Origin of the sequence: Paenibacillus xylanilyticus, from assembly GCF_009664365.1 — a bacterium.
GTDB lineage: Bacteria > Bacillota > Bacilli > Paenibacillales > Paenibacillaceae > Paenibacillus > Paenibacillus xylanilyticus_A.
The window spans coordinates 5,928,092-5,949,051 of sequence record NZ_CP044310.1 but is presented as its reverse complement, the minus strand read 5'-3'; the positions used below and the strand labels follow the sequence as shown (position 1 = coordinate 5,949,051).

General features: G+C 51.0%; 18 protein-coding genes. 10 read left to right on the top strand and 8 right to left on the bottom strand.

The features are described from left to right. The first annotated feature begins 26 nt into the window (after positions 1-26). From F4V51_RS26590 to F4V51_RS26575, 4 genes are all read left to right on the top strand, one after another. The gene (locus F4V51_RS26590) at positions 27-1,397 is read left to right on the top strand and encodes an NAD(P)-dependent oxidoreductase (protein ID WP_153980195.1); all 1,371 of its coding nucleotides are present in this window, start codon (positions 27-29) and stop codon (positions 1,395-1,397) included. Between the two features lie 92 nt (positions 1,398-1,489). Then, on the top strand, positions 1,490-2,785 hold the full coding sequence (preA, locus tag F4V51_RS26585) for an NAD-dependent dihydropyrimidine dehydrogenase subunit PreA (protein WP_153980194.1): 1,296 nt from the start codon (positions 1,490-1,492) through the stop codon (positions 2,783-2,785). Continuing rightward, positions 2,782-4,221 (top strand): dihydropyrimidinase, encoded by a 1,440-nt coding sequence (gene hydA, locus F4V51_RS26580; RefSeq protein ID WP_153980193.1) that lies wholly within the window; start codon positions 2,782-2,784, stop codon positions 4,219-4,221. The genes preA and hydA overlap by 4 nt, the downstream gene beginning before the upstream one ends. A 5-nt stretch (positions 4,222-4,226) precedes the next feature. Then, positions 4,227-4,484: a hypothetical protein gene (locus F4V51_RS26575; RefSeq protein WP_153980192.1), complete on the top strand. Its 258-nt coding sequence runs from the start codon at positions 4,227-4,229 to the stop codon at positions 4,482-4,484. On the opposite strand, the gene F4V51_RS26570 is transcribed toward F4V51_RS26575, so the two are convergent. The 8 genes from F4V51_RS26570 to F4V51_RS26540 form a co-directional block, all read right to left on the bottom strand. Further along, entirely contained in the window at positions 4,466-6,142 is a 1,677-nt protein-coding gene (locus tag F4V51_RS26570) for a PucR family transcriptional regulator (RefSeq protein ID WP_153980191.1), read from the bottom strand. The two genes, F4V51_RS26575 and F4V51_RS26570, sit on opposite strands and share 19 nt — an antisense overlap. Positions 6,143-6,543: 401 nt before the next feature. Beyond that, positions 6,544-9,756 carry an efflux RND transporter permease subunit gene (locus tag F4V51_RS26565; protein WP_153980190.1) on the bottom strand — a complete coding sequence of 1,071 codons (3,213 nt, stop codon included), beginning with the start codon at positions 9,754-9,756 and terminating at the stop codon, positions 6,544-6,546. A gap of 35 nt (positions 9,757-9,791) precedes the next feature. Then, the gene (locus tag F4V51_RS26560; RefSeq protein WP_153980189.1) at positions 9,792-10,742 is read right to left on the bottom strand and encodes a TetR/AcrR family transcriptional regulator; all 951 of its coding nucleotides are present in this window, start codon (positions 10,740-10,742) and stop codon (positions 9,792-9,794) included. A 202-nt stretch (positions 10,743-10,944) separates the two neighbouring features. Continuing rightward, positions 10,945-11,076: a hypothetical protein gene (locus tag F4V51_RS29325; RefSeq protein WP_268893523.1), complete on the bottom strand. Its 132-nt coding sequence runs from the start codon at positions 11,074-11,076 to the stop codon at positions 10,945-10,947. Between the two features lie 111 nt (positions 11,077-11,187). Then, on the bottom strand, positions 11,188-11,502 hold the full coding sequence (locus F4V51_RS26555) for a DMT family transporter (RefSeq protein ID WP_095291169.1): 315 nt from the start codon (positions 11,500-11,502) through the stop codon (positions 11,188-11,190). After that, on the bottom strand, positions 11,502-11,846 hold the full coding sequence (locus F4V51_RS26550) for a DMT family transporter (protein WP_110758598.1): 345 nt from the start codon (positions 11,844-11,846) through the stop codon (positions 11,502-11,504). The genes F4V51_RS26555 and F4V51_RS26550 overlap by 1 nt, the downstream gene beginning before the upstream one ends. Then, positions 11,843-12,466 (bottom strand): TetR/AcrR family transcriptional regulator, encoded by a 624-nt coding sequence (locus tag F4V51_RS26545; RefSeq protein WP_153980188.1) that lies wholly within the window; start codon positions 12,464-12,466, stop codon positions 11,843-11,845. The genes F4V51_RS26550 and F4V51_RS26545 overlap by 4 nt, the downstream gene beginning before the upstream one ends. Positions 12,467-12,591: 125 nt before the next feature. After that, positions 12,592-14,067, bottom strand: a complete 1,476-nt coding sequence (locus F4V51_RS26540; protein WP_416226496.1) for a phospholipase D family protein — start codon at positions 14,065-14,067, stop codon at positions 12,592-12,594. Positions 14,068-14,333: 266 nt separating this feature from the next. On the opposite strand from F4V51_RS26540, the gene F4V51_RS26535 reads away from it, so the two are divergent. The 6 genes from F4V51_RS26535 to F4V51_RS26510 all read left to right on the top strand — a co-directional run bounded on the left by F4V51_RS26535 (position 14,334) and on the right by F4V51_RS26510 (position 20,959). Continuing rightward, a complete protein-coding gene (locus F4V51_RS26535) occupies positions 14,334-15,266 on the top strand; it encodes a MerR family transcriptional regulator (RefSeq protein WP_153980186.1) in 933 nt (310 codons plus the stop codon). Positions 15,267-15,582: 316 nt separating this feature from the next. Continuing rightward, complete coding sequence (locus tag F4V51_RS26530) at positions 15,583-17,133, top strand: phytoene desaturase family protein (protein WP_153980185.1); 1,551 nt, start codon at positions 15,583-15,585, stop codon at positions 17,131-17,133. Continuing rightward, a complete protein-coding gene (locus F4V51_RS26525; protein ID WP_153980184.1) occupies positions 17,130-18,593 on the top strand; it encodes a phytoene desaturase family protein in 1,464 nt (487 codons plus the stop codon). The genes F4V51_RS26530 and F4V51_RS26525 overlap by 4 nt, the downstream gene beginning before the upstream one ends. Next, the gene (locus tag F4V51_RS26520) at positions 18,590-19,462 is read left to right on the top strand and encodes a phytoene/squalene synthase family protein (protein ID WP_153980183.1); all 873 of its coding nucleotides are present in this window, start codon (positions 18,590-18,592) and stop codon (positions 19,460-19,462) included. The genes F4V51_RS26525 and F4V51_RS26520 overlap by 4 nt, the downstream gene beginning before the upstream one ends. After that, positions 19,462-20,229, top strand: coding sequence for a carotenoid biosynthesis protein (locus F4V51_RS26515; protein ID WP_153980182.1), 768 nt, complete (start codon positions 19,462-19,464; stop codon positions 20,227-20,229). Before F4V51_RS26520 ends, F4V51_RS26515 begins: the two co-directional genes overlap by 1 nt. After that, complete coding sequence (locus F4V51_RS26510; RefSeq protein WP_153980181.1) at positions 20,198-20,959, top strand: lysophospholipid acyltransferase family protein; 762 nt, start codon at positions 20,198-20,200, stop codon at positions 20,957-20,959. The genes F4V51_RS26515 and F4V51_RS26510 overlap by 32 nt, the downstream gene beginning before the upstream one ends. Position 20,960 lies beyond the last annotated feature (1 nt).

The window sequence follows — 20,960 nt, the reverse complement described above, 5'->3', positions numbered from 1 at the left end:
ATTCAATCCCTAGGAGGTGCATGTTCATGATAAACAGCACGGGAGCAGCGTTATCCGATTATGGATGGGAGAGCCGTTTTGCCGAGATGAAACCCGCCATGACAGGCAAGGAAGCGATGGAGGAATCCAACCGCTGTCTGTACTGTTACGATGCACCTTGCATCAAGGCGTGCCCAACGGACATCAATATCCCTTCGTTTATTCGGAAAATCTCGACAGGTCATCTGAAAGGCTCGGCCCGAACCATTATGGATGCCAATCCGGTAGGAGCCAGCTGTGCAAGAGTCTGTCCAACCGAGGAACTGTGCGAAGGCGCCTGTGTACTTAACGAATCGTCGAAGCCCATTCGCATCGGTGATCTGCAGCGATATGCCACGGACTGGGCACGGGAGGCCAATGAACCTTTGTTTCAGGCAGCCCCCTCCAATGGCCGTTCCATCGCTGTTGTTGGCGCCGGGCCTGCCGGCTTGTCCGCAGCCAGAGAGCTTGGCCGTGCAGGGTATGAGGTGACGATCTATGAAGCGAAGCCCAAGGGTGGTGGATTAAATACGTACGGGATCGTCTCCTTTCGTTTACCTCAGGAAGTGTCCCTGTGGGAAGTGGAGCAGGTTGAAGCGCTGGGAGTACACATCCGGTACGGTGTACGCATAGGCGTGGATCTGTCTCCTGAACAACTGCTGGAACAGCATGAAGCTGTCATTCTGGCTTGTGGTATGGGTTCTGTTCCGATGCTTGGGATCGAAGGAGAGAGCTTGGAAGGGGTGTACGATGCCATCGAACTGGTGGAATCCACGAAACAGGGCGTACCGCCTGCATTGAATGGTCTAAGAGTAGCTGTCATAGGTGCGGGCAACACGGCAGTGGATGCAGCCACCTGCTCGGTACGTCTGGGAGCAGAACGTGTACAGATGCTTTATCGGCGCGGAGAGGGTCAGATGACGGCCTATGCGTTTGAATATGCGTTTGCGAAACAGGAAGGGGTAGAGTTCCGCTGGTTTACGATGCCGCAGCGCATTATTGGCGATGAGAATGGGCGAGTCCGGGCTGTGGAGTGCGTGAAAATGGAGCTGGTCACGCCCCCAGGAGGCGGGCGAGCATTACCCGTACCCCAAGAAGGAACGGAGTTCGTGATTGAATGTGATACCGTTGTCCGGGCGATCGGACAGAACCGGCTGCTGCCTCTCATTGAAGCCTTCGGTCTGCGTCATCACTGGGGCGTTATTGAGGTGGAGCAGCAGACCTACCGAACGTCTCATCCACAGATCTATGCGGCAGGGGATGTGATTTTCGGCCAGGGGCAAGGCGAGGCCATGGTTGTCTCGGCTGCCCAGCAGGGGAAGCTGGCTGCAGCCGCACTGATGAAGGCACTGCCTGGACAGGTGGAGGAGACGGCTTGAGGTGAGCTTGTGCTTCGTATGGTGTTCAGACCATGAAGCCACCGAGTGCAGAGCAAGACCATATATGCAAACAACACCAAGGAGGGATCGTTATGGCTGACTTATCGATAAATCTGGCAGGTATTCGATCACCCAATCCATTTTGGCTGGCATCCGCGCCGCCGACGAATACGGGATATCAGGTGCAGCGTGCCTTCGAGGCAGGCTGGGGAGGTGCGGTGTGGAAGACACTGGGTGAACCGATCATTAACACGTCATCCCGCTTTGCCGCTGTACATTTCGGCGGACAGCGGGTAGCGGGCTTCAACAATATTGAGCTGATCTCCGATCGTCCACTGGAGGTCAATCTGCGGGAGATCGCTGAAACCAAGAAGCGCTTCCCGGATCGCGCGGTCATTGCATCATTGATGGTAGAACCGAAGCGAGAGAAGTGGCATGAAATTGTCAAAAAGGTGGAAGCCGTCGGGGTAGACGGACTGGAGTTAAACTTCGGCTGTCCCCATGGAATGGCCGAACGGGGCATGGGGGCGGCTTCCGGTCAGCAGCCGGATCTGGTGGAACTGCAGACGATGTGGGTGAAGGAAGTCGCGACGACCCCCGTGATCGTGAAGCTGACACCGAATATTACGGATATTACGGCAACAGCCCGGGCCGCAGTGCGCGGGGGTGCGGATGCCATTTCTCTTATCAACACCATTAACTCTCTGGCGGGGGTGGATCTGGATTCGTGGAATACCGTTCCCCATGTAGGCGGCAAAGGGGCCCATGGCGGCTATTGCGGACCAGCGGTGAAGCCGATTGCCCTCAACATGGTGGCCGAATGTGCCCGCCATCCGGAAGTGGGCGTGCCCATCTCGGGAATTGGCGGCATATCCGATTGGCGGGATACAGCAGAGTTTTTGCTCATGGGAGCGACAGGCGTGCAAGTGTGTACGGCAGCGATGCATCATGGTTTTCGCATCGTGGAGGATATGATTGACGGGCTGAACGATTATTTGGATGAGAAGGGCCTGAGCAGTGTGGCGGAACTTGTGGGCCAGACAGTTCCCCGATACTCGGACTGGGGTAATCTGGATCTCAACTACAAAGTGGTTGCCCGCATTAACCGTGATGTCTGTATTAACTGCAACAAGTGCCATATCGCTTGTGAGGACACATCGCACCAGTGTATCGATATGCTGACCGATCCTTCCGGCGCCTATCTGGAAGTGGTCGAGGAAGATTGTGTGGGATGTAACCTATGCTCGATTGTATGTCCGGTGGACGGGGCCATTGAAATGGTCGAGGTAGCACCTGAACAGACTCCATTAACCTGGAATGAACGTCAATCTGCGATTGCTGTGCTGCAATCGATTCGAGATCAATCAACCAAGGAGGCGATATCATGAGTGGGCGCAAACTGATTCAGAATGGCGTGTTGGTCACGGCAGCGGACACATTTGAAGCAGATATACTCATCGAGAACGGGAAAATCACGCAGATTGGCATGGGCATGGTGGCGGATGACCGAACGGAGATCGTGGATGCCTCCGGCTGTTATGTCATTCCCGGCGGTATTGATCCGCATACACATCTGGATATGCCTTTTGGCGGGACAGTGACCGCGGATGATTTTGCAACGGGAACTGCAGCCGCAGCGTTTGGCGGAACAACGACAATCCTTGATTTCTGTCTGACCCAGAAAGGCAAACTGCTCACCGAATCCCTGAAGGAATGGCATGCGAAGGCCAAGGGGAAGGCTGCCATCGACTATGGATTTCATCTGATGATCGGGGAGATGAATGATCAGGTATTGGAGGAACTGCCGCAGGTCATTGAGGAAGAAGGGGTGTCTTCCTTCAAAGTGTTCATGGCCTATAAAAACCAGTTCCAGGCGGATGATGGCATCCTCTATCAGACGCTGCAAAAGGCCAAGGAGTACGGTGCCCTGGTCATGGTGCATGCCGAGAACGGCGATGTCATCGATCTGCTTGTGCAGCAGGCGCTCGCTGAAGGACGGACTGAGCCGATTCATCACGCCCTTACCCGTCCTTCCATCCTGGAAGGAGAGGCGACAGGACGCGCTGCACGTCTGGCTGCCCTTGCGGATTCGCAGCTGTATGTTGTGCATGTGACGTGTGCCGAAGCTGTGGAGCAGATTGCACGCATGCGTGACATGGGTTACCGGATTTGGGGCGAGACATGTCCGCAGTATCTGACGCTGGATCAGTCCATCATGGATCAGCCTGATTTTGAAGGGGCGAAGTATGTCTGGTCCCCGCCACTGCGGGAAGCCTCCCATCAGGAGGTGTTGTGGAACGCACTGAAGAGCGGCCAGTTGCAGACGATTGGGTCCGATCACTGCTCCTTTAATTTCAAGGGGCAGAAGGATCTGGGGAAGAATGACTTTAGCAAAATTCCTAATGGTGGGCCTGTCATTGAGGACCGGCTTAGCATTTTATATTCGGAGGGAGTTGCCAAGGGACGTATTTCATTGAATCAATGGGTAGATCTGTGTTCTACCCGGGCGAGCAAGTTGTTTGGGATGTTTCCGCAGAAAGGAACGCTTGCAGTCGGTACCGATGCGGATATCGTTATTTTCGATCCTTCCATTTCCAGGGAGATATCGGCGAGTACACATCATATGAATGTGGATTACAGCGCCTTCGAAGGCATGCAGGTACAGGGATGTCCCGTTACCGTGCTGTGTCGGGGGGAGTATGTCATTAAGGATCGTCAGTTTGCAGGTGCGGCAGGATCTGGCCAGTATGTGAAGCGTGCCAAATACGATGCAGGTGCCCCCATGCCTGGGCGGCAGGCGGTTACGACAGTGACGGGAGGTTGAGGTGAATGCTGGAGAATGAAGCATTTGAAGCGGAGAAAGTGGCGATCGAACGAATGGTTGCGCTGGGATATCGAATCTATTCGGTCCAGGAACATTTGGAGGGTGCCAGTGTCGTATGGGAACATCCTGAACATCCGGGCGAAATGAAAGAGCAGCATGTGGGTACAGCGTCCGGACGAAAGTGGTTCGTCCACTTTCTGATCCGGCAGCTTCAGGAACAGCGGGGGCATAGTCCTCTTGCCATCTATGCAATTGGGCCATGAACGTATTCATAAGCGTAGATGGCGAGTTCGATGGCGACGCGTTTCTCGGGGAGGATATAGTCTTCTCCGAGCAAAGCTTCGATTTTGTCGAGCCGGTGATAGAGGGTCTGTCTGACAATGAATAGGGCAGTAGCGGTCTCCTGTTTGGAGCAGCACAGCACGAAATATTGCTTGAGTGTGCGCAGCAGCTGGCCGCCTTTCTCTGCATCATGCCGGATGACGGGGCCGAGGTATTCCTCAATAAAATCCTCGAGATTACCGCTCTGCTTCATCCCGGCGATGATGCGGTAACCGTGGAGATTGCTGTAAAACGGCTGCTGCATGGGTCCGGTATCCTTTTGAATGCGCAGCGTTTCCTTGGCCGTATCCAGGCTGTCCTTGAGTCGTGACAAATCGGCACAGCTGTGACCGATGCCCAGCAGACCGGAGAACAGACGATGGGTCTGGTCGGTTTCGTGCTGCTGGAGCTGCTCTATGCAGCGCCAGAGATGGCTTTTGCGCTGAGGACCTGGCTGAGGATCGAGGATGATCAGGATGATCTGATGATTCAATACCGTGCTGAACAGGGAGAACCCTTCCCTGGAGAATACAGAGCGGGCGACGATATTGCGCTGGATAAGCAGCTTCTGCAGCTTGAGGCTGTCGGTATAATTCGGATTACTGTCAAACAAAACGACGGTGCCTTTGCTGGCAGCAAGCTGGGGGCTGGCGGACAGGTACTCTTGAATTTCCTTGGCCGTGTGATGTCCGTTCAGCCAGTCGATGACCCACATATCTTCCTTGTAACGACGTTTCTCCTCCATGTATTTGGTTCGCATCCAGTCCTGTGCAATAGCGGCCGCGCAGCGCTCCAGTGCCTGAATGACAAATTCATCAGTAGGTTTGTGACGCAGTGACTCGGGCTCGTGTTCGGGAAGTTTCTCGAGAAAGAGCACCAGGTCTGCGAAGGTGTAATCGAGCGCTTGAACAGGCAGGGTATAGGCATTCATGGGCTGCTCCAAACGATGGGAATGGCTTGATTGTCCTGACTCAGGTGAATGGTTGCGCTGGGTTAACCAAGCCATTCTGCGGTTCTCCAATTGTTCTGGTGGACAATAAGGAACAGCACTGGCTTCCCCCTCGAGTGGGTATAATGCAACCGGGCAGCCGGTTGTGCGTGATAACAAGCGAAGCAGCGGCTGTACGCCGTCTCCGTTTAGCAGGAGCTGGTTGAACGAGGTAGTCAGATTGTCGAGTTCGGCGAGCATCCGCTGATGATTGCGAATCAGGGCGAAGTGCAGGTCCTGTGTAATATCAATATAGCGGACTTGTTCATGGAACCAGATCAGTGGAAAGTCATCTGCTGCTGCGATTTCCTTCATCGCTCCAAGTTGTGCCTTGGTGTGAATCCCCAGTTCGATACAGAGTCCAGCCGCACCACGGGCAATTAACTGCCGCAGAAAAGACAAACCTTGCTGCTCATCAGCCTGCCAGCCGATGCCGGTAGTCAGCACCAGTTCTCCTCCGTTTAACAAATCGCCTACATCCGGTACCTCCATAATATGGACCCAACGGACATACCTCTCCAGTGCCCGTTCACTGGCCAGTACCTCTGCCTTGCGAAATACAGGCCGTTTCAACATGTCTCTCATCTGAAGTTGGAGCGTCGTTTCCCCCATACAACCACCGTCCTTCCCCAATTGCATGTCGATTGCAATCCCGCCTCATGATGCAGGTTTCTGAAGAGCGTCTGTTATGTTGTGATGTACGAGCTGGATGACCTGTCTAAAATCCGTTAACTTACATAATTAAGCTATATTATAAGTCCGTTTACCGATGATGGGCTGAAATCTAACGCTGATTTGTTTTACATCACAAACTAGACTTCTTTCTTTGTAATATTGAATAATCCAGGTTCAGATTAGTGTCGTTTTACCTGACATTTAGGGAAGGGGCCCCTTAATGGTCAAACCAAAAAACCTCCTGATCTCATTGAAATGGTCAATCATTCCAATGGAGAACCAGGAGGTTTTTTATAATTCCGTATTGCTCTTTATGAACCGAAATTCAATGGAGCAGCTTAATCTTCGATTCTTTTCTTCTTGAATTTCATCAGGAATTCATACACGATCGGCACAATAACCAGGGTGAGCAGCGTAGAGCTGATCAGACCGCCGATAACGGTAATACCCAAGCCTTTCGAGATAATTCCCGCACTTTCTTCCAGTCCAGTAACGAGTGGCAGCAAGGCACCAATCGTTGCAAGAGCAGTCATCAGGATTGGACGCAGACGTGTTGCCCCTGCTTCAAGCAAGGCTTCACGCGTAGACATGCCGTCTTTCTCCATGTGAATGACACGGTCGATCAGGACGATTGCATTGGTGACTACGATCCCGATCAGCATCAGTCCACCCATCATGGCAGAGACGTCAATGGTGCCGCCAGCCAGGAACAGACCTACCATGATACCAATAACGGTAAACGGCAGGGAGAACAGGATGGCGAATGGTGCGAGACCGCCGCCAAATGTAACGACAAGTACAAAGTATACAATGGCGATGGCTGCCAGCATGGCAAGACCGAGTTGGGTAAAGGTGTCATTGATCTGCTCGGTTGTACCGCCAAATTTCACCTCAACGCCATCAGGCAGGTCCAGCTTGTCGATGTTATCCTGCAGGTTTTGTGAAGCCTTCTGCACATCGGAAGCCAGGATGGTAGCCGAAACTTGTGCAACGACTTTGCCGTCAATGCGCATGATCGAGTTCGGAGAAGTGCCTTCTTCAACGTTTGCAACATCCTTGATCGGTACTTGGATGCCGAGCGGAGAAGTCACGGTCTCATTTTCAATGTCAGTGATGCTGTCGAATGTCTTCTGATCTGTCTCGACATACACTTTATAGGTTTTGTTATCAATATCCACTTCCGTCAGTACCGGGCGTTCCTGTACAGGGCTCAGTGCCATAGCCAATTGGCCTGCAGTCAGACCGAGCGAGCTCAGCTTTTCCTGATCTGCAACGAGGGTATATTGACCATACGTGTCAGAGAGTGTGGTGTCAGCTTTTTCGAAGTTTTCGGTATCTGCTTCAACCAGCTTGAACACTTCATCCGTGACAGGCTTGAGCTGTTCCACATTGTCGCCGTAGATGGAGATGCTCAGGCTGCTGCCTCCCAGACCGCCGGACATATCCAGCTCACTCCAGGTACCTACGGGAACTTCTTTACGCAAACCTTCTACAAGCTGTTCCTTCACTTGGCTGAAATCTTTGGTATCTTCATTGTATTCGATATAGAAGAGTGCCGAGTTCGAGCTTCCTCCACCCAAGCTGCTCAGTGGATTGCTGCCGCCGATGGAATACTGCATTTTCTCCAGGCCAGGCTGCTTCAGCAAATATTTCTCAGCAGCAAGCGCTTCTTTTTCAACGTCTTCACGCAGGGAGCCGGTTTCCGGGCTGTATGTGATCGTCACATATTTGTCCTGCTGTTCTGGCAAGAAGCTTGCACCAATGAACGGATACAGGAACAAACTGCCGACGAGCAAGACTACGGCGATGCCAACGGTAATGATTTTATGCGAAAGTGTCCAGTTCAGCAGGCGTTTGTAACCCTCTGCCATCTTCCCTGGTTTTTCCTCATGATTTTGCTTGTTCTTCAGGCCTTTGCGGAACAGGGTATGAGCCAGCATCGGAACGATGGTGATAGCTACTAGCAAGGATGCCAGCAGCGCAAATACCATGGTTAATGCAAATGGCATGAAGAGTTCGCCTACCATACCGCTAACGAGTGCCAGTGGCAGGAACACGGCGATGGTTACGATTGTGGAAGAGAGGATCGGAATGAACATTTCACGAGTTGCTTCCCGGATCAGTTCACGGCCTTTCAGTTTCTCTCCCTTCAGGGTCAATCTGCGATAAATGTTCTCGATAACAACGATCGAGTCATCCACGACCCGTCCAATGGCAACGGTCATGGCGCCCAGAGTCATCATGTTCAGTGTAATGTCCATGAGCAGGAGCGCAGTCAATGCCATGAGCAAGGAGAGCGGGATCGAGATAATCGAGATAATGGTTGAACGAATATTGCGCAGGAACAACAGGATGATCAGGATGGCAAACAGGGCACCAAACACCGCTTTGCCAAGCATCGTATTGACGGAATCCTGAATCGGCTTACCTTGGTCAAGCAATACCGTCAGTTGGGCATTTTTGAATTGCGACTGCAATTCTTCCGCTTTGTCTTTAACGGCATTCACGACATCCACGGTATTGGCGTCATTGGATTTCACGATGGAGATACCGATGGACTCCATGCCATCTGTCCGTGAAATGGATTCGGCCTGACCGATAACCTCAATGTTCGCGATCTCGCTTAATTTCACCGTAGGAATTCCTGCGGCATTGGCAGCACCGGAAGCACTGCCTGCACTTGCATTTCCACCCGCGGATGGTGCGGCAGACGGGGTCGATCCCTGTGCGGCATCCGGAGCTGTTGCTTGGCCTGCAGCACCGCCTGCTTGAGCAGATGGATCTGCTGCAGCACCTGCGCCGCTAGGTACCACAGGAATGGCAAGGTTCTTCAGGTCATCAAGATCAATGATGTTACCATCAACTACAACGGCTTTTTGTGCTTCGTCCAGTTCGAACAATCCGAGTGGAACGCGGACAGAGGAACCTTGAACGATGCTGTTAACGGTATCTTCTGTCAGGCCGAGTTCATTCATTTTGTCCTGGTTGAACTTCAGTTGAACTTCCTTGACATACTGACCGGAAACCTGTACTTGGGCTACACCGTCGATATCTTCGAGTGCAGGCTGAATATCGGATTCAACGAGTCTGGTCAACTGCTCCAGATCTCCGCCGTCCTTATCGGACAAGCTCAGTGAGACAACCGGGAATGAATTGATGCTGAATTTGGAAATGGTCGGTTTCTGTACACCGTCCGGAAGCTGCACTTCATTTAGCGCCTCGCGAACAGCTGCAGTAGCATTGTCCAGATCTGTTCCATAATCAAATTCCAGTGTGATGGAAGCCGCATTCTCCATGGATGTGGAAGTGAGTGTCTTGATTCCCTCCACATTGCGCAGAGTCTGTTCCAGCGGCTTGGTCACATCCTCTACGATACCTTCTGGAGCCGCTCCGGGATCAATCGCCGTGACACTTAGAAATGGCACATTGATGTTTGGGATGGTTTCCTGTTTCATCGTCAGTCCGCTGTACAAACCAGCGAAGGAAATGATAATGGTCAGGATCCAGATCGCAAACTTGTTGTTCAGTGAAAAATTAATGATTCCTTTCATACGATGGTCTCTTCTCCTCTCTGTTCTCCCTGTTTCTATTTGTTTGACGAGTCAGCCTGGATGAACCGGCTATACATGGCATCCAGAATATGCTGAAGCTCGGAGTGCAACGATTCGATGGCAGGAATGTTCTCCAGGTTGTGCATCATGCCCAGGATAATGGCCCGGCGCGGCGTGAATTCCATCATTTCCTGCTTGAGAATGGCGATGGTTTCTAACGCATCGTTTCGGGATTGTCCTGCGGACAGATCGGTAGTTACGATATCCTGCATCTGTTTGATGATGTGAATGGGGTGACGCATCATGGTGGAATCCGTATTGGATTCGCTGGTCCATGCCGGCCAGTTTTCCAAGCTAATCAAAGGCTCAGGTCGCTGATCCAGCAAACCGTACGCTGCATAATCCATCGTTTGCAGCAGATTCGCGGCCATTTTGGATACGGTAAGGGATGGCATCTCCGTAAACCAGATCTTGATGTAGGACAGGAAAAGTCCGTGCGTCAGCAAAATAAGATCCACAGTATATGGCTCAATCTCGGGACCGTACAGATCCTCCAGCTTATCCTTGAACCAGTGCAGGGTTCGGATCTCCATATCCCTTTGATGCGGGTCGCATTTCCTGCCGGGATGCTGCTGCTCATCATCCATCATCATGCTGCGCAGCTGCACCCGAAGGAATTCTTTTAATTCGGATACATGAAGCAGCAGCGTCTCAATCTGCTTGTGCAGACGTTCTCGTGATGTGAGGCCAGCCTCATGTTCAATCTGTGACATTTCATCCAGCAGGGTATAGATGCAGTACTCCATCGTACTGGCTTCCAATTCCTCTTTGGATTTGAAAATCAGGTAGAGGCTTCCCTTGGACATGCCGCATAGCTCCGCAATTTCCTGCATGGACGTTGCAGCACTGCCTTTAGCAGAAAACAGCTTGAGAGCTGTCGTTATAATGAGTTTTTTCTTCTCATTCATTTCATGAATTGGATTCATTTACGATACCTTCACCTCATCTGCGGAACTTATGAGTTCTTGAATTGACTTCAGGGTCAAAACAAGTATAAACGAAGTGGAAGGGCGAATTCAAATGGGAGGGAATTGGAAATTTAAACAATCAGAGCAGTTCGGTTTTTCAAGGAGGAGAGAGAGGTGGAAGTGAGCATTGCCGTGGATAAACGTAAGAACGTGTAAAGAACTATGCTCCATTCCCGAAGGCATGTATGGCCAGAATAATGATGACTGTCAGTGCAACCAGATAAAATGCAGCCAGGAGGGCTAGGAATGAATAGCCTGCAAGCGAGCTGAGACCGACCAACCATTTCTTCATACCAGTCATCCTTTCCATATTCACAGAGTACATATGCCTATTTACATGATATACCAAAAAGACGACTTCCAGATGGAAGTCGCCCTAGTTTTTACAGAATGAAAACCATCTTTACGTAATCAGTTTCAATCCGACTGCAGCCACCAGAATCATGGCAATGAACAGCAGCCTTTTGGCCTCCTTGCGCTCACCGAACAGGAACATGCCCGTTAAGGTGCTGCCAACGGTACCAATGCCCGTCCAGACAGCGTAAGCGGTGCCCATCGGAATGGAGGTCATCGCATAGGACAGCAGTGAGAAGCTGAATACAAAGGAAATGAGCATAAGCACGATATAAGGCCAGCCCTTTTTGGTCGAAGCGCCATTGATTCCAATTACGCCGAAAATCTCACAGATGCCTGCGCCTACAATTGCTAACCATGCCATTATGCCACACCTTCTTTCGCTTCTTCTTGCTGATCCGTCACAAGCTTCAGTCCGATTACGCCACAGAGCAGCAGTCCGATCAGCAGGATTTTGGCCAGACGGAATGGCTCCCCGAACAGCAGCATTTCCGCCAGCACGGTGCCTGCGGTACCGATTCCGGTAAATACGGCATAGACCGTGCCCACCGGCAATCTCTTGGAGGCTGCGATGATTAGGGCGAAGCTGATGATAATAGCTGCAGCGGTCAGTGCCCATTCCCATAGATTGGAGGCATGCTTCAGTCCGCTTACCCAGACAATTTCGATGATGCCTCCGATAAATACGTATAACCAGTTGCGGTTCATGATGATGCTTCTCCTTCCGGCACGATCTTCTGTGCCTTTTCGTTCAAATGATGAATGCCATGCCAAAAGACAGGCCATGCCGCCTCAAGACGTCTATTGTACCGACGTGAGCTCCCATAAATGATTTCCACGGTAATCCCGTCAAGAGAGGTCATGAAGGCAATGGCAGCTTGTTCCGTTGGAATGGAAGGTAATTCTCCATGACGTACCGCTCGCTGCAGGAGCCGGTTCAGTGATCGCTCCATGCCATCAAGAAATGGATGCGCGATGTCCATGACTTCGTTGTACAGTCCGGGAGGGGGGAAGTAGGACATGCGCAGCATCAAGCGTGTTGAAGGGCTGGCGTTATATTCCTGTTCGAACCAGGGAAACACTCCCTTAAGTCTGTCTTCCAGGGGAAGTTCGGCATGATCGCGGAAATATTCCAATGTACGGCGTTTTACTTCTTGAAAAGCATGAGCCAGTGCCTGGAGGAACAAGTCTTCCTTGCCGCTGAAATGAGCATATATGGACGGTTTCTTAATTCCTACATCGTCAGCAATAGCCCGAAGGGATGCCCCTTCATATCCATCTCTGGCAAAGTGGAACAAGGCCGCATTACGTATGGATTGTGCTGTCATTTTATTCACCTTCCTAACGGTCGTTAGGAGACCATATTTTCATATTTTACATCAGATGTCAAGTCCATTCAAAAAAAGCCGCCTGCAGAAATTTCACAGGCGACCGATACACAGCTCAGGGCAGCTTAGAACGTGGTAAATCCCAATATGAGCTGCAGTTTATAGAGGATTCCCTTCAGGAAAGTGGTTTTCTCCTGGAATTCGTCCAGGTTCAGAGTGAACTCGGCATCCTCATTATTCCACACGCGTTCAAAATAATCCGCCACATTGCGACTGAACTCATTATCCGCAGGCGCAGCGACCCATAGTTCATTTTCAAGATTATAGTCATTCATGTTTCGGGGCGTAAGGTTGGTTGATCCGCCAAGCACAATATGATCCCCGGTGGCTTTGGCAATATACAACATTTTGGTGTGATACTGCTCCTTGGTTGTGTTGTACCAGCGGATTTGGATCTTGCCATCCGATTTATCATGCAGCTCGGCGGCTACAGGACGATTCGGGATACCGATTTTCTCCTGACCAAATGCATTCTCGTTTGGATCAAGCACAAGCCGGATATCTACTTCCCGTTTGGAAGCATCAAGCAATGCGTCCAGTACTTTTGGAGAAGCAATGTAGAACATGCCCATCCACAAGGTATCCCCTTTTTCCGTCAGATTGATCTCATGCAGTACGGCATCATTCACTTTTCCTTCGGTCAGATAGCGGATGCGCAGATCGCCTTGGTTTGGATCGGTGGAAGGAGCTGTGTAGGAAGGAACTTGACCTCCCCCTGATATGTCCAGTACGGCTTGTTCCGATTGAAGGATATCTCCAATGACGGGTCCTGTAACTTCAAACCCCACATTGGAGTGGTAGGCACTAGCATCATGGATGTTGCCGGAGGAGACAATTGCCTTTTTCTCACTGACCACCACCTTGCGGTGATTGGCCTTTACATTAAGCAGCTTAAGGTAAGAGCGCATCGTAACGTCCGGGCCATCGCTTGCCATCAGATTCGGAATCCAGCCATCTCCCGACTGGCCAAACCATTGGAAGAACGTACGCCACACAGCCGAGTATACGGGTGTCGAATCCCGGAGCGGATCCACATTGGTAATCACAACTTCAATGCCAGCCTGCTTCATTCGTTCGAGCAGTTCATTAGGTGCCGAATTATAATTGGTGTTCACTTCATCCGTAATGAACAGAATCTGCATGTTCGGATGCTGCTTTTTTTTGGCAACCAGAGCATCTGTGAATTCTACGCTAACTGGCGGAAAGTGCTGACCCTTATGCTGATAGTTGTTGAACAGGAACATATCCACCACAACAAATTGCCCGGCCTCCTCCACAATCTGCAGCATGCGCTGAAAAATCTGCTGCTCGTGTTCCATCTGCCCGTCTTCGGACGGATAAGTGAGATCATGAAGGAATGCGACCTCGTCTACGCGATATTCCGGGCTTTCGTAGGAAATGCCAGCGGGCAGTGGTTTATAGGTTTGATATAACATGACGGCCACAAGCCATAGAATAAGGAGTCCAAGAGCTGTTCGTATGTATGGAAAACGACGTCTGGATGTTTGGTGTTCTGATGATGAGCGCCTTGTATTAAACAACGGCATATCCCCTTTCTGTAAACGTGCTGACTACTATTACCACTCTGTCATGAGCATTGACGCAGGCTGTGTAGGGGACAGGGAGAAATGTACTTTATTCATATACGATTTGCCTGAATGCAATCGACAGGTGTGTGGCCGTTGTGTATAATGAGTGTATTATTTTTGTAGAATGTTGGGATTTCCATATACCTGACAAGGACGGAGGAAGTATTCGTTAACCTATTGACGGTCGGGATATTTCAGAAAAGAGAGTAGGTAATCAAGTGTATTCCATCAAACAAGTCGCTGCCATGCTGGACATTCCAACGGTTACGCTCCGGGCTTGGGAGAATCGGTACAGTGCGGTAACCCCTGAACGGACGGAATCGGGTTATCGATTGTATACAGATGAAAATGTTGAAGATTTGCGTTGGCTGAAGGAGCAGGTTGAACAGCATCAGACCAACATATCAGAAGCCGTACGGATGTTAAAAGAAAACAAAGCAGCACCGCCAGAAGCGGTCATCCCGGCTCCACTTACTGCACCTGTTCCCACAATGAAAGAGGCCTACTTACGCATGGCTGATCAGATATACGACTCGCTCTACCATTTCCAAGGTGAACGTGCAAACGGGTTAATCGATTTTGGGTTTACCATGTATGGATATGATTCGATGTTTTACCATGTGCTTGTACCTATTCTCGTTCGTGTGGGGGATGCATGGGAGCAGGGCAGAGCCTCAGTCGCACAGGAACATTTTATGACCCAGCTGATCTCACAGCGGTTCTATCAGTTTTTCCATCTGTTCCCGATCTATCCGCATCTGCCCAAAGTTCTGGCACTCTGTCCGGAGGGGGAGCATCATCAGGTGGGATTGCTGCTGTTCTCGTTGTTTATGCGCAAAAATGGAGCCGAAGTATTATATCTTGGTGCCAATACTCCCGAGGAAGGGGTATTTCCCATAATCCGGGAGCAAAAGATCAAACTGGTCTGTCTCTCCATTACGAACCCAGCCTTAAGCGAGCAGAGTGACCGGCTTGTCGATCGCATTATGAACGAGTTTCCGCATATGCGCTTTATCCTTGGAGGCAAGGGTTATGAGCGCAATGAGAATGCAGCTTATCCGGAGTGGATCATGCCGGAGGATTCATCAGACTGGCAGGCATGGCTTGAGCGCGAGTATCTGACAGACAATCCAACCCGAACACAGGGATAAGCAGCCGTTCATCGGACGATTACTGTCTCTGACGAAGAGTTTAACGAGCGAATGTTATCCCATAATAATGTATTGGTTATAATTGAAAAGGCATCCTTTGACGCAAGTGCGTCAGGGGGTGTCTTTTCTTGATATTAACGATCATTTTTGCAGTTATTTGACCCATGAGTCATATTTATGTTTACAAGCTCGTATAATATTTGTATTATATTTGTATAACGTTTTGGCTATAATCCGCTTCGGTGATACTTCAATGGTTTAATAATAGACTAAGAATGGTATAAGTGCGTTTTGGACCATAAGAAAGGTGAGTGGCATGATATCTAATCAGCAACGTAAACATGCGGCTGTAATTGGCGCGGGTCCAGGCGGGCTTGCAGCGGCCATGTTATTGTCCGGTCAGGGATATGAAGTGGACGTTTATGAGAAACAACCGGTCATTGGTGGACGCTCTGCCAGGCTGGAGCTCGGAGAATACCGATTCGACCGGGGCGCGACGTTTCTGATGATGCCCGGGCTGCTTGAAGAGATGTTCGAGTTGGTAGGACGCAAACTGTCCGATTACGTGGAGCTGAAGGAACTGACCCCCTTGTATGCCCTGAACTTCGGCGATAAGGTGTTCACGCCTTCCCGTAATCGTGAAGATACGGCTGCTCAGATCAAGAAATTGTTCCCTGGTAACGAAGATAATTACCTGAGGTTCATGCAGGATGAGGAAGTCAAGTTTGGTAAAGTCATGCCTTTGCTGCGCCGGCCTTTCGGCAAGCTGACAGATTATCTGCGCAAGGATGCGCTAACGGCTCTCCCGAAGCTGGACGTGAACAATACCGTCTATGGCATCCTGTCCCGTTATTTTACTGACGAGCGTTTGCGCTGGGCCTTTACGTTTCAATCCAAATATTTGGGCATGTCTGCCTGGGATTGTCCGGGTACATTCACGATTCTGTCATTCATTGAGCACCATTATGGGCTGTTTCATCCGATTGGCGGTGTAAATCGTGTATTCCAGGGCATGGCTGACATTGTAAAGGAATATGGTGGACGTATACATACATCCTGCTCGGTGAAGAAGGTTATCGTGAACAATGGCCGTGCGGAGGGCCTTCTGCTTGAGAACGGAGAACGCATTGAAGCGGATCACGTGGTCGTGAATGCAGACTTTGCCCATGCGGTGAATCATCTGTTCGAACCGGGTGTGCTTAAGAAATATACGCCGGAAAAAATGAAACGCAAGAAGTACTCCTGCTCTACTGCAATGCTCTATCTGGGAGTAGACGGAGAGATTGATCTGCCGCATCACTCGATCTACTTTCCTGAAGATTACCGACTGAACGTGGATGAGATCACGAAGCACAAAGTATTGTCCGCTGACCCGTCTCTATATATTCATAACCCTTCCAAGCTCGATTCGACACTCGCACCTGCAGGAAAATCTGCATTATATGTGCTTATGCCCTCGCCGAACCTTACAGGGGACATTGATTGGGATGTGGAACGGGAGAATGTACGCGAGGCGATGATGAAGCGGCTTGAAGCGATTCCGGAGCTCGCAGACATTCGGAGCCGCATTGAAGAGTCCATGATGTTTACCCCGCTTGACTGGGAAAATGAACTGGATGTGTACCGCGGTGCGACATTTAACATGGCTCACAATCTGGGTCAGATGATGTATCTGCGTCCGCATAACCAGTTCGAAGAGCTGAAAGGGGTATGGCTGGTCGGCGGTGGAACCCATCCGGGCAGCGGACTGCCTACGATATTTGAGTCTGCTCGAATCAGTGTCAGGCTGATCCAGGAAGAGGATGCCAAAACCCGTTCGAACCGGTCTTCCTATGTGAAGACTGCTGAAGCCGGAGGCCATTCATGAAGCGGGCAGCCATTGTAGGAGCAGGCATTGGCGGGCTGACCTCGGCACTGCTGCTGAACCGGCAGGGCTGGGACGTCACCGTTTACGAACGAGGTTCCCGGGTAGGTGGACGCATCGGCTATGAGCAGAACGGGGAATATCGGATTGACCAGGGTCCAACCATCGTACTTCTGCCCGACATGCTGCATGGCATTCTGGAAGAGGCTGGCGTGGATCGCTCCAAAGTGGAGCTGCTCCGCTGTGATCCGTTATACAGGGTTCACTACAGCAGCGGACGTGTCATGACCAAGATGACGGATCGCGGTCAGCAGGCTGACGAGATCGAGCGGTTATTCCCGGGAGAGAGCGGGGGATTCACAAGATTCATGAAGGACATGGATACCCTGTTCCCGGCAGGACGGTCTGCTTTCCTGGAAAGAGCTTTTCCGCGGAAAAGGGATTTCTTCACACCGTCTCTCATGTCCCTGATGGGCAGGCTTCGTGCACACAAAAGCGTACGTAAAGCTGTGGGAGATTATTTTCATCATGAGGAACTGGTTGATGCCTATTCACTTCAGAGTCTGTATATTGGCGGTTCGCCGTTCGGGACTCCGGGAATCTATTCCCTTCTTCCTTATGCAGAGCATGAATATGGAATCTGGATGGTGAAGGGCGGATATGCTGCATTACCGGGGATTCTGGAATCCGAACTGATCGCGCGTGGCGGGCGTGTTGTGCTGAATACGGAAGTAACGGGACTGCGTATTGAACAAGGAGTTTGCCGAGGTATTGAAACGGCCGCAGGTTCGGAAGATGTAGACGCAGTCATCTATAATGGCGATTTCCCTCATCTAACGGGTCTGCTGGGCGGCATACCAGAAGCAGTGCGCAAAAAGAAACCCTATCGTCCCTCATCCGGTTGTGTGTTGATTTATGTTGGGATCGACAAGACCTGGGAAGATGCAACGACGCATCAATTTTTCCTGCCACCCAGTCTTGATGGAAGCTTGCGGGAAGTATTCAATCAGCGCCGTATTCCGGAACAGCCTTCATTTTATGTATTTAACCCGGTAGCTGTAGATGATTCTGCTGCGCCAGCCGGTCAAAGTGTATTGTATTTCCTTGTTCCGGTGCCTGACGCAGAAGGTGTGGACTGGTCCAGAGAAAGTGGGGCTCTGGTGGAACGGGTGCTGGAGGAAGCAGAACAACGCGGTTTCCCTGGACTTCGTGAAGCAATCAGATGGAAGAAAGTACGCACACCCGCAGATGCCGAGCGAGATGGACTCTACGGCGGTGGAAGCTTCGGTATTGCACCAATTCTGTTTCAATCAGGTGTGTATCGGCCGCAGCCGCAGCCGTTCCCGACGATACGCGGATTGTACGCAGCAGGAGCATCGGTGCATCCAGGCGGTGGCGTTCCAATCGTAATGCAAAGTGCACGCATGGCCGTCAATCTACTCATGAAGGAGATGGGAACATGAATGAAATGATTTTGAACAGGTGCGAAGAGTTGATGCAGAAGGGATCTTCTTCTTTTTATCAGGCTTTCAGAGGTTTGCCTAGTCCGCGCCGTGAAGCGGTGTATGTGATCTATGCGTTCTGCCGCATTATTGATGACAGTGTGGATGAGCCGGAAAATTCGATGTATACCATACATGAGATTCGGGATCATTTTGAATACCTGGAAGAGGCGGAAGGTCATTTTATCTGGCCTGCACTGAGATGGTTATTCTCGAACTTCCCCCACCTGGACAAAGGACCTTTCTTCCGGCAGATGGATGGACAGATGACCGATCTGGAGGTAACTCATTATGCAACGATGAAGGAACTGGAACATTACTGCTATCTTGTAGCAGGAACGGTAGGGGAGATGCTGCTTCCTGTGCTGCGTGATGACAATGGTGCCGAAGTGGCTGTAAACGGCATTGCTCTTGGCAAGGGCATGCAGATTGTCAACATTATTCGTGACGTGGGGGAAGATCGGGCAAGAGCGCGCCGTTATGTTCCGCTCGAAATCATGGAAAAGCATGGGTACTCCGAACAGGATTGGGCAGATGGTATTGTGGACGAACGGTTTGTAGCCATCATTCAGGAATTGAAAGCCTCAGCACTCGAATGGTTCCGTCTTGGCATGGATCGGCTGGAGACCTATCCTACAGAAAGTGCATTTGCCATTGAACTGGCGGCAGCCTTCTACTCCACCATACTGCATGCGGTAGAACGTAACGATTATGACGTATATAACAAACGGGCATTTGTGACCGATGAGCTGAAATTGGAGATGCTTGGAGCCATTGTGAAACGTTATCCGGTACTCGCCTATCAGGCTTCCCGTACGGCGGTCTCCTGATGATTCAGGGTCTGTATTGGGCATGGTACATCATTGGCGCCACGCTAATGCTAACCATTGGAGTACCTGAACAATTATCATTTTCCAACGGACTGTTTCTGGTGTTCTATGCACTTTATGTCGTGGAACTGATCTATCAGGGACGAAGAAGAAATGGAATGTCCGACCAGTCAGTCATATGGAAGAAGCCAGGACTGTGGGTGTCTTCTGCCATTCTGTGGCTGGGTGGCATGGGAATAGAGTGGATTGGTGTCCATACGAATTGGCCCTTTGGTGAATATGGCTATTCAGACTTCTTCGGCGTTCACTTGTTCAGTGTGCCGATTACCCTGGGATTTGCCTGGATTGCCGTCGTCGGGAATTCTGCACTGTTAAGCGGCGGGGGTTCGACCTGGAAGGGCAAGCTGATTCGGGCAATCAAGACCGGCTTCTGGGCCATTTTGCTGGATCTGGTACTGGATCCGGTTGCGCACGCCAGAGGTTTCTGGCATTGGGAAGCCCCCGGTGGCTTCTATGGCGTCCCTTGGACCAATTACATCAGTTGGTTCATTATGGGTGCGTTCCTGTCGCTCTTTCTTCCAGCCATGCCTGCTGACCGCAGTTCGCTGCTGCGGGCCAAGTGGCTGTACCAGCTGTTCATCCTGCTATTCGGCCTGCTTGCATGGAAAGAAGGCATCACAGGCAGTTTCATCATTGCGCTTGTGGGCATGCTGCTAGCAGAAGGGAGCTGGTTCTATGATTCCCGCCGCAAAGTCAAAATCATTTAACCGACTGTTTTATTTATACAATCAGTATTACTTGCTGCGTCGTCGCTTTCGTTCGTTCACGCTATCGGGGACACTGGATCCACAGTTTGACAGCGTGTCAGGCTCTAACATTGACCCGAACCGGCCTGTTCTCTATTTCATGAATCATAGCTCCTGGTGGGACGGACTGCTGCTCTATCATGCATCCCGCCGTACTTCAACGGGGGACCATTACGTTATGATGGAAGAGAGGCAGCTGCAGCAGTATGCCTTCTTTCGCAAGCTCGGCGCATACTCCATCAACAAGGAGAGCGCTTCTGCGATCCGAAAGACCATGCAGTACACAACAGGGCTGCTTCAATCCGGCAAAAGGGTGTGGATCTTTCCGCAGGGTGAAATCCTGCATCAGGATGCAAGACCCATTCGGTTTCGCCCCGGCATCGGGCTACTGCTTCGCCGTTCTCCGCAGACGCTAGCCGTTCCTGTGACCTTGTGTCATGGTATGGTTCAGCATGATATGCCGGAAGTTTCGATGCTCGTCGGTGCGCCTCTAATGGAAGACTGGCATGTATGGAAGAGCGAAGAGATTGCAGCCAGACTTGGCGGGGTGCTGGAACAACAGTTAGACGAGCATAAGTCTGAGCTGGTTCGCATCGGACAAGGGAGTCTTCCGGGGGCAGTTTCCCTGATTCGTAACGGAAGATCCACAAGTGAAAAATACGATGCAGCACGAAAGCGGGGGGTCCGTTAAC